We start from the raw sequence: 9,103 nt of genomic DNA, 5'->3' as shown, positions 1-9,103 counted from the left end.
AGCTAATTGCGCTTGCTGATTCAGGTGAAAAAGTGGATTGGTATGTAGGCTCAAGCCATTCTAAGACTGCACCAACTTATGAGACGGTTGCAGGTATCGACCTACCAAAAGATCGTATTTGGTGGTCGTTTGAAGGCTATATTAACCCAGCCGCACCAACGATTGAGCAAGACACCTTAGTTGGTTATACATTCACCCTTGTTCGTACTTCAGCAGTCGTAATTACTCCACGATCGGTGACTCCATAATGGCTAAATTAAATCTAAATGAAATCATCCAAGGCTCTTTGGTAAATTCAACCCATCCAAAGACTATTGAATTTAAGCATAATGGAAAAACTGAAACAGTCGATATTGTGATTAAGCAGCTGCCTTATGCTGTGACTGAGCCGCTATTTGCTCGTTTAAATAAGGGCGAAGATGTTGTCGCTGATTGGATTGCTGCCGCCTTGGTGGATGATGATGGGAAAACCTACTTAACAAAAAAACAGGTTGCTACCAACTTTACTCAAGCTCTTGCTGCCGCTGTGTTCAATACAATTCTGGGTATCGAAAAGGCCCCGCAAGATGATGAGGGAAAGTCCGATTAACGCCAGATGATGAATTCTGGTGTGAATTGGTTCTTAATGGGGTTGGTGGGCGCACAATTGCTGAAGCTAAATCCAATATGACTAATGCGGAGGTTTCTCAATGGGCTGCGTTTAGAAATAAGCGCGGCTCTTTTTTTACTGGCAGACGCATAGAACAAGGATTTGGCAGCCTAATGGCGACCTATTTAGGCTCTAAAGGCGCCAAAGATGTAAAAGCACAGTCATTTATGCCGCATGAGGATCAGCCCCAAGAAATGTCGCTTGAGGAATACATGCTTCAAACATACGGTGGCGAGTAAGAAATCAACTTAGGTTGGTTTCTTTTTGCTCTAAAAATTAGTATCTTGTGATTTCTTATAAGAGGGAAATCACATGAAAAAGATATTGGTTGCGGGGATGATGGGGGTTGGATTGGTTGGGTGTGCGACGACACCACAACAACCAGTAGAGCCCGTAAAATTTGAAAAAGTTTATCAGATGGGTGAATTAAAACAGGCCCAAGTCTATGATGGTGCCAGACAGTGGTTTGCAACCGCTTTTAGGTCAGCCAATGCTGTAATTCAGTATGAAGATAAGGCTACAGGATCAATTATTGGTAAGGGCAATATGCAGTACCGCTGCGCAGGATTTGCTGACTGCATGACTATGACAGGATCTGATCGTGTCGATTTTACTGTACGTGTAGATACAAAAGATGGTCGTATGCGTGTTGGCTATGACAACCTTACCCACTACAAGCCAGCGCAGGTGATTAGTGGTGTTCGGTATGCTGAAACAAATAGACCTATCACTGCTAACTATCCATCAGCCAAGGTAATTGTTGATGAGCTAAATAAATTATCTGATGAGATGGCCGAAAAGATCAAAACACAACAAAAAGTCAATAGCGACTGGTAATAGCATCAACCTCCTTCGGGAGGTTTCTTTTTACTCAGTAAATTAGTATCTTGTCTTGAATAATAAATATTTGGGGTGGGATGTGCGCGGACTATTGGCTTTATTTTTAGTAATGTTTTCAGCTATGGTTTTAGCTGGCAAAAATGTTAGCGATCTAACCGATTTGGAGAAATGCAGCATTATTGCGGATGGTTATGCGCGCATGTACCAGAATCACGTAGACGGCTGGAGCATAGGTGATCAAAAAGAGTTTTTGGACAATGTTCTTGGTAATGATGATGTAGAAACATTAAATCGCCTAAAAAGAGAAGCGGAAAATATTTATAAGCTACCTGTTCCTTTAAGTTTTGAGGATCAGAAAAGAGAAAAAATAGACTTATATATTAGAGAATCTGCAAATTGTCTCTATGACTTCTAAATAAATTAAATACAAAAGCCCTGCATTTGCGGGGTTTTTTATTGCCTGAGGAAAAGTTATGGCAGCAGCATCCCTTGGTCGGTTGACTCTAGATTTAGCAGTAAAGCTCGGTTCATACGAACAGGGCATGACGCAGGCGGAACGCAAAACCAAGCAAACCACTGATAACATGAATAAAGCTTTCGCTGGATTCAAGGATCAGGTAGCAGATGCTTTAGGTGGAACTCAACTAGGTTCGCTTGTCGATTCATTTAATACAAAAATTGGATCTTTAAAAGGCGGAGTTTTGGTTGTTGGTGCAGCACTTTCAGGCATGGCTGTTGGTGGTATAGTTGCTGCTATTGGTGGATTAACCCACTTAGCTATTGAGACAGCTAAAGCGGATAGTCAGTTGCTAGTTCTGGCAAATCGAGCCAACACAAGCGTAAAAAGTTTTCAGATTTTAGAGTACGCATCCCAAGGTTTGGGTGTGTCCCAAGATCAGCTTGGTTCTATTTTGGCTGATACTCAAGAGAAACTTGGTGAATTTAGCGCAACTCAAGGCGGTGGGGCTGCTGATTTCTTTGATGCACTAAAAAACAATACAAGATTATCTGAAGATCAGATCAAATCATTTTCCAAAACACTCCAAGGTAAAGATGGTATCGAAGCTATTCAAATGCTTAACGATAAACTGGATGAGCTTGGCGTAACATCACAAGAGCGCCGTTTTGTATTTGAGAGCTTGGCATCAGATCTGGGTAATCTTGCGCCGCTATTTGCGGAAAATGGCCGGCTTTTAGATGACTATGGAAGAGCGCTAGAAGATGCTGGCATCCTTAAAACAGAGGAAGCTATTAAACAATCGCAGCTCTTAGCAGCACAAACACAGGCTGTTAATCTGCAATTCCAAGGCTGGAAAAACCAACTAGTCTCAGGATTTATGCCAGCAATTGTGGATGTGGCAAATGCGATTTTCGGCACATCGAAAAACGGCATTCAACTTCAACAAGTTGGTGAGGGTATAGGCTCTGTACTAAGAAGTGTCACCAAAGTTGCTCTTGGGGTCTCAGCGGCTTTTAGTATTGCTGGCAAATTGATTGGTGGCGTAGCTGCTGCAATTGCTGCACTCAAGGGTGAGAAAATCAATACCATTAATATTATGTTTGATGATATTGCTGCCACTCTTGATGATTATGGAACTCGTATAAATTCCCTAAGTGAATCCAGTTCAACCGCAAGCACATCATCTAACAATCTAGTGAATGCTATTCTGGCTGTCAATTCAGCTTCTACTAAGTCTGCAACCGGACTAAAAACCGACACTAAGGCTGCGGATGAAAATGCCAAAGCAAAAGAAAAGGCCGCAGCAGCTTCAGCCAAGGCAGCAAAAGAGCAAGAAAACCTAAATAAGATGGTTGGAGCTTCCGCATTGTCTGGGTTGCGCATTAAGTCATCTGAGGCATTTGCTGGTGGTCAGGTCCGTGGCTACACGGCTAATTTTGCTCAAATGGCGCAAAAATCTTTAGGATCCGACTTAAACCGCTTTACCGCGTTCAATGACTTATATCACAAAGGCACAAATAGCAAACATGCAACAGGTAATGCTTTTGATCTCACAATTGCTGATGCCTCTAAATCAACCCAGGCTGTCAAGCAGCTTGAGGATGTTGCCAAGCGATATGGTTATGTAGTTAAGGTCTTGGATGAGTACAGAAACCCATCATCACGCGCCACTGGTGGGCATTTGCATGTTTCTGTACTTGGATTTAAAGGCAATGCTGAGGCAGCAAAACAGGCACAAGATGAACTGGGTTTAATTGACAAAACCAATGAGGAAGCGGATCGTATTCGGAGAGAATCTCAGCGGGCACAACAATCTGTTATTCGTCAGTATTTAACTGAGCGTGAAAAAATGGAAGTTGAGCATGGAGCCAAGATTCTTGAAATCCAAAAGGCATTTGCTGGTGACGATTCTGCAATCAAGGAGTACACCGATAAACAGAATGCTGCATATCAGAAAGACGTTGCCGAATATCAGGAAGCTCAGAAACGAAAAGAGCTGAGTGATAAAAGACAACTCCTCGAAGCTAAGCGCCACTGGATATCTGCTGCTGACTACGCCAAAGAATATTACGCATTAGTACGAGAAGAAATTCTTAATACTGCTGAATATTCACCTGAAATGAAGCAAAGTCTTGTTAAAGAGGCTAACTTCAATCAAGGTTTAGAATCAAACGCTGAGCGTGAACAGGTATGGGGAGACTACAAGTCCATGATGGGCTTGGATAAATCGCCATACCAAGAAGATATGGATCTGCTTGCTGAAGCGCGTGCTCAGATGCTGATTACTGAAGAAGAATATCAGAACGCAAGGTTGCAACTTCAAGCTAAATCAACTGCTAGTTATATGGAGGGTATGCTTGGAGGTTTTGCAAGCCTAGTTGATGAAAACTCTAAAACGTACGCCGTATTATTTGCTGCACAAAAAGCTTTTGCTGTTGCGCAAGCAATGCTAAACATCCCATCTGCTTATTCAAAAGCTTATGATGCTGTTGTTGGGACGCCTTATATTGGCCCGTATATTGCGCCCGCAATTGGAGCGGCAGCGGCAGCATTACAGGTTGCCCAAGCTGCAAGCATTAGGTCGGTAAATATTACAGGTATGGCCCACAACGGTATAGATAACATTCCGAAAGAAGGCACCTGGTTGCTGGATAAAGGTGAACGTGTTGTTGATAGTCGGACGAATAGCGATTTGAAGGACTTTATCGCCAATGGTGGTAATGGACCTCAAATCAATATCAATGTTCCACCAGGCTACACGGCTGAACAAAGTCGCGGTGCTGATGGTGCTGTGACGATTGATATTGTTGAGAAGCAAATTAAGCGGTCTTGGGGGAATCTTAGCAATCCAAACTCGTATGAATCAAAACAGGTACAGCGCAACACCACAGCGGGAGTTAAACGATAGTGAATAGTTTCGCATTATGCCCGTTACAAGCCGGGTATTCCTTTTCGCCTGGCAACAATATGTTGGAGCAGCAACTTCTTGGCGGGTTCGCCCGTCAACGAAGAATGTTTGTAAATAACGTGCATGTGGTCAATGTATCTGTGCTGCTTAAAACCAAAACCCATGCACAGTATTTCTGGGCATTTTGGCGATTGCACACACTCAATCCAAAGCCATTTTTATGGCGACTGATTACAGACTCAGCCGAAGCGCAGGATCATACCTGTCAGTTTGTGGTTAATTCCATATCAGTCGGTGAGCGAAGTGGCGTGATTTATCCCGTGTCTTTTCAGGTTCGATGCAAGCCGCTGAATAATGGTGATTTGGCATTTGATGAAAGTATTGCTGCGATTTGGGAGACTGGCAGTCCAGATGATGTTATGAATTTATTAGAGCATCTGGTGAATGAAAGCTTCCCGGATGCTTTGGGGGCTTTATGATTACCGTTGATGATATTAAAGGCTTTCATCTGGATAGTGCGCCTAGTGTGGTTTTACTGGAAACACTGGAAATCAGTCATTCACTTTGGCCCAATCCGATTCGACTTGTGACCAATCGCCCGGATGGTGTGTCTGTCACTCTTGAGAATGGTCGGTCAGCCACGTTTGAATTTATCCCAGTGATGATTCAGCGCGGCAATACCTCTGATGACCTGGATCAATCCCTGAAAATTACAGTAGGAGATTTGGGTGAAGTGGTGCCACCGTTGATCAAGTTGATTGAAGATTCATCGAGCGATGAAAAGCCACAGGTAATTTATCGCTCATTTGCTTTTGATGCTGCATCCATGGTTTTAACCAAGCCCACACCAATTGAATTGATCCGTGGTCTGTATGTGGCACAAATGAATCAGGATCACCAAGCCACCACCTTTGAAGCCGCAACGTCTGGGAAAAACAGTGTCAAGACAGGTCGGACCTATAACTTTAAAGACTACCCAGATTTGAGAGGGTTGATATGAAAAGTATTGATGCTTTGCTGGATCGGCAATACGACCCTAAAGAATACCATTGTGTTCACTTTCTGATTGAAGCTGCACAGTATCTCTTTGGAAAAGACTATTCAGAAAGCTTTCTTGGCTTGACTGGTGATCTAGCTAAAAGCATTCAAACTTCGCGTGACACCACAATCAAAAACAAAAAGATCGAGAGGCCGAAAGATGGCTGCATTGTCTTAATGACCAATCTTTTAAATAGCTCCCATGTGGGGCTTTTTTATTGCGGTCGTGTTTTACACCTATCCGAAATCGGTGTGCATTTTCAGGAACTTCGGTCCTTAGAGCGAAATTATTCAAGGTTTAGATTTTATGAAGCTTCGTATTTATCCCAATGAGCTTGATCCGACTGAATATAGTGAAAAAGAGTATGAGTGCCTACTTAAAGACTGGCTAAATATTCGGGAAGAATACCCAGAAGCTCGACTTTATAAAGATAGCATCTGTGCCCAAAACGATGTAACACCAAAAACCAAAGAAGAAGCGCTTCAGTTGCTGCATGCTGATGGTGATTATTTTGTGCTTTGCCGTGCGGGGGAGCCACTTACCATTTTCATGGCAGTAGTAGCCGTGCTGTCAGCGGGACTGGCGATTTACACCTACATGAACATGCCTGAAATTCCTGATCAGCAGGCATCAGGTTCAGGCAACAATAGTTTAGCATCGCGTCAGAACAAGCACCGCACCAGTGAGCGCGCTCCCGATATTTATGGAAAAGTGAAATCTATCCCCGATCTGATTGCACCTTTATATCGTTATTACGCAAACAATGTTCAGGTTGAGGAAGCATTACTTTCGATTGGCACAGGATATTTTGAAATAGATTCTGACCAAATAAAAGAAGGTGAAACCCCGATCAATACGATTGAGGGGGCGAGTTTAAGCGTTTATGAGCCAAATACGCTGACCACAGGAGTTGCACAGATTCAGATTGGCGAAGCTTTTAGTGATGCACCGATTGTAGCAAAACAGGTGAGTTCGGTTGATGGAAAGCAAAAACTGATTTCGCCAAACTCAGCAATGCTGACTTATAAAAACACAAGCTTCTCTGACAATAAAATCACTGTTTCAAGTAGCGTTCAGCGTTTTGAAAATGACATCAGTTACAGCTTTTTTGGACCAATTAGATGGAATGTGATACTACGACCAATTTACGCCAATTTCAGTGACCACTTTGTCAATGGTGAGCAGATCATTATTGAGAACGCGATCTATGGTTCAGCACCAAATTCCAATATTTCAGGCACCACGGATGTTTCGGCCGCTGGTATTTTAACAATTGCATCTTCTGTAAATATCAGTGATCCAGATAGCTATAAGAAAATTCGCATATCCTCGCTCACGGTTGATGATCCTGTAGAAGGACAATTAAATTTAGCGGGGGAATATTCTGTTTCTAGCATCACCAAGACCGGTTCAACTGGAGCATGGTTCTATGAAGTTGAATTGGCGTCCAGTTATATGGAGACCAATATTAATTTTGGTCGAATGTCAGCGGATGGTACCGGTATTTTGTCTGCTGTTTTGACAGACCATGATGAGAATATTGATCTAAGTGGCACCTACACAATTTCATCGGTTTCGGCCAACGATATAACCCTGGTGAATCCCGCATCAGTCAATCCTGATTGGCTTCTTTTATCGAGCCTTACACAGCAGCAAATCGTAGATATGTTTGGGCGAAGCGTGACTTTTAGGGGCACAGATGAGAACTATATCGGCTGGTACTATGCTGGTAACAAAGACACCGAAGGCATGATACTGAACTTTCTAGCAGCCAACGGTATCTACCAGGGAGATCGAGCCAAGCAGGTTGCGGTTGAGGTTCAATATCAGCAGGTGGTGAATGGCGTGCCTACCGGTGAAATCTATTCATCTGGCGTGGTGATGCAGGGCAAGGCCAACAACCGTGATCAGGTGGGTGCAACCATACGTGAGACATTGCCGTTTACCGGTCAATTCCGTTTCCGTGCCAAGCGTATTAACGATAATGGCAGCAGCGCAAATCTGATTGATGATGTAGTGTTTGAAAGTGCTTATAGTTTCTATGAAACGAAAAAGTTGGCTTATGAGCATGACACCACGATCAGGTTAAAACGCCTTGCCATTGGATCAGGGACCAATGCTTCAGAACTTAATCTACCGGTAACTCGAAAGCTTTATTCATATCGTGATGGTATCCAGTCTGCCGAGCGTATACCAACCAGCAACTTTGCAGACATCATTATCAATATGGCCCTCGATCCATTCATTGGTCGTTTTGATATATCTGAAATTGATGCCCAGTCGCTGTATGAACTATCAGATGAAATAGAAGCTTATTTCGGTACGCCAAAAGCATGTGAGTTTAATTACACTTTCGATAACAAGAATAGCAGTTATCAAGAGATGGCCTTTGCTGTTGCCGAAGCGGTTTTCTGTACCGCACGCCGGGAAAATGGCAAACACTTTTTCACCTTTGAGAAAGAAACACCAAACTCTTTGATTTTGTTCAACCACCGAAATATTAAGCCGGAAAGCCTAACCAAAACCAATCTGTTTGGGGCGCCAGATGAATATGAAGGTATTGAATTTAAGTGGCGTGATGCAGCTGATGATTATGTTGAAGCAGTGATTAAGCTGCCACACGATGGCTTAGCTAATTACAAAACTATTGAAAGCAATGGTGTGACTAATGCGATTCAGGCGCATTTTTTAGCACATCGAGCATGGAACAAGATGCAGTTCAATCGCAAGACCATTGAATTTACTGCATACGGTGAAGCTGATCTGGTGACACGCAATGACCGCATTGCTATCGTTGATGATGTTTTTAAGATGCTTGGCAGTGGTGAGGTTGAGGCGCAAAACAATACAGTCTTAACTTTAGATAATGATGTCAATCTTGAGGATGGTGAAAGTTATGTAATTCACCTTCAGTTAAAGGACGGATCAGTTGATGTTATTAATATTGTTAATCAACTTGATAAAAATCAGGTGCAGTTGGCGCGAATACCGCTCATGCCGCTAGTTATAGACAAAGTGGTGAATGCCACCTATAGCATCACCAAAGCAAGCGATCAGGAAAGCGAGGCATACTTAATCCAAGAGAAATCCCCAAGCGCCACCTTTGAAACAGGGGTGAGTGCGATTAAGTATGACGCCCGCTACTACAGCAACGACAAAGATCATATAAACAATTTGATTTAACAGCCACCTTCGGGTGGTTTTTTT

10 protein-coding genes are annotated in these 9,103 nt (G+C 42.9%); all 10 read left to right on the top strand.

Annotated elements, in window-relative coordinates:
* Window positions 1–248 (top strand): phage tail tube protein (locus FTU12_RS13875; RefSeq protein ID WP_306670102.1); only part of this gene is annotated, 248 nt, incomplete at its 5' end.
* Window positions 248–589 carry a phage tail assembly chaperone family protein, TAC gene (locus tag FTU12_RS13870; protein WP_180114612.1) on the top strand — a complete coding sequence of 114 codons (342 nt, stop codon included), beginning with the start codon at window positions 248–250 and terminating at the stop codon, window positions 587–589. The genes FTU12_RS13875 and FTU12_RS13870, both read left to right, overlap by 1 nt.
* Window positions 590–666: 77 nt before the next feature.
* Window positions 667–888: a hypothetical protein gene (locus tag FTU12_RS13865; protein ID WP_180114611.1), complete on the top strand. Its 222-nt coding sequence runs from the start codon at window positions 667–669 to the stop codon at window positions 886–888.
* A gap of 73 nt (window positions 889–961) precedes the next feature.
* Window positions 962–1,486: a DUF4468 domain-containing protein gene (locus tag FTU12_RS13860; RefSeq protein ID WP_180114610.1), complete on the top strand. Its 525-nt coding sequence runs from the start codon at window positions 962–964 to the stop codon at window positions 1,484–1,486.
* A gap of 55 nt (window positions 1,487–1,541) precedes the next feature.
* Complete coding sequence (locus FTU12_RS13855; RefSeq protein ID WP_180114609.1) at window positions 1,542–1,904, top strand: hypothetical protein; 363 nt, start codon at window positions 1,542–1,544, stop codon at window positions 1,902–1,904.
* A gap of 58 nt (window positions 1,905–1,962) precedes the next feature.
* Window positions 1,963–4,857, top strand: coding sequence for a hypothetical protein (locus FTU12_RS13850; protein ID WP_180114608.1), 2,895 nt, complete (start codon window positions 1,963–1,965; stop codon window positions 4,855–4,857).
* Window positions 4,857–5,336 carry a hypothetical protein gene (locus FTU12_RS13845; RefSeq protein WP_373684166.1) on the top strand — a complete coding sequence of 160 codons (480 nt, stop codon included), beginning with the start codon at window positions 4,857–4,859 and terminating at the stop codon, window positions 5,334–5,336. The genes FTU12_RS13850 and FTU12_RS13845 overlap by 1 nt, the downstream gene beginning before the upstream one ends.
* On the top strand, window positions 5,333–5,857 hold the full coding sequence (locus FTU12_RS13840; protein WP_180114607.1) for a DUF1833 family protein: 525 nt from the start codon (window positions 5,333–5,335) through the stop codon (window positions 5,855–5,857). Before FTU12_RS13845 ends, FTU12_RS13840 begins: the two co-directional genes overlap by 4 nt.
* Window positions 5,854–6,228 (top strand): hypothetical protein, encoded by a 375-nt coding sequence (locus FTU12_RS13835; protein WP_180114606.1) that lies wholly within the window; start codon window positions 5,854–5,856, stop codon window positions 6,226–6,228. Before FTU12_RS13840 ends, FTU12_RS13835 begins: the two co-directional genes overlap by 4 nt.
* Entirely contained in the window at window positions 6,203–9,079 is a 2,877-nt protein-coding gene (locus tag FTU12_RS13830; protein WP_180114605.1) for a host specificity factor TipJ family phage tail protein, read from the top strand. The genes FTU12_RS13835 and FTU12_RS13830 overlap by 26 nt, the downstream gene beginning before the upstream one ends.
* Window positions 9,080–9,103: the final 24 nt, after the last annotated feature.

Source organism: Acinetobacter sp. YH12063 (assembly GCF_013419715.1).
Lineage (GTDB): Bacteria > Pseudomonadota > Gammaproteobacteria > Pseudomonadales > Moraxellaceae > Acinetobacter > Acinetobacter amyesii.
This window is presented reverse-complemented; position numbering and strand designations above follow the sequence as displayed.

Excerpts from the sequence above, each read along its gene's own strand:
- FTU12_RS13870 (WP_180114612.1), top strand. The coding sequence starts at position 248 with ATGGCTAAATTAAATCTAAATGAAATCATCCAAGGCTCTTTGGTAAAT.
- FTU12_RS13865 (WP_180114611.1), top strand. The coding sequence starts at position 667 with ATGACTAATGCGGAGGTTTCTCAATGGGCTGCGTTTAGAAATAAGCGC.
- FTU12_RS13860 (WP_180114610.1), top strand. The coding sequence starts at position 962 with ATGAAAAAGATATTGGTTGCGGGGATGATGGGGGTTGGATTGGTTGGG.
- FTU12_RS13850 (WP_180114608.1), top strand. The coding sequence starts at position 1,963 with ATGGCAGCAGCATCCCTTGGTCGGTTGACTCTAGATTTAGCAGTAAAG.
- FTU12_RS13840 (WP_180114607.1), top strand. The coding sequence starts at position 5,333 with ATGATTACCGTTGATGATATTAAAGGCTTTCATCTGGATAGTGCGCCT.
- FTU12_RS13835 (WP_180114606.1), top strand. The coding sequence starts at position 5,854 with ATGAAAAGTATTGATGCTTTGCTGGATCGGCAATACGACCCTAAAGAA.
- FTU12_RS13830 (WP_180114605.1), top strand. The coding sequence starts at position 6,203 with ATGAAGCTTCGTATTTATCCCAATGAGCTTGATCCGACTGAATATAGT.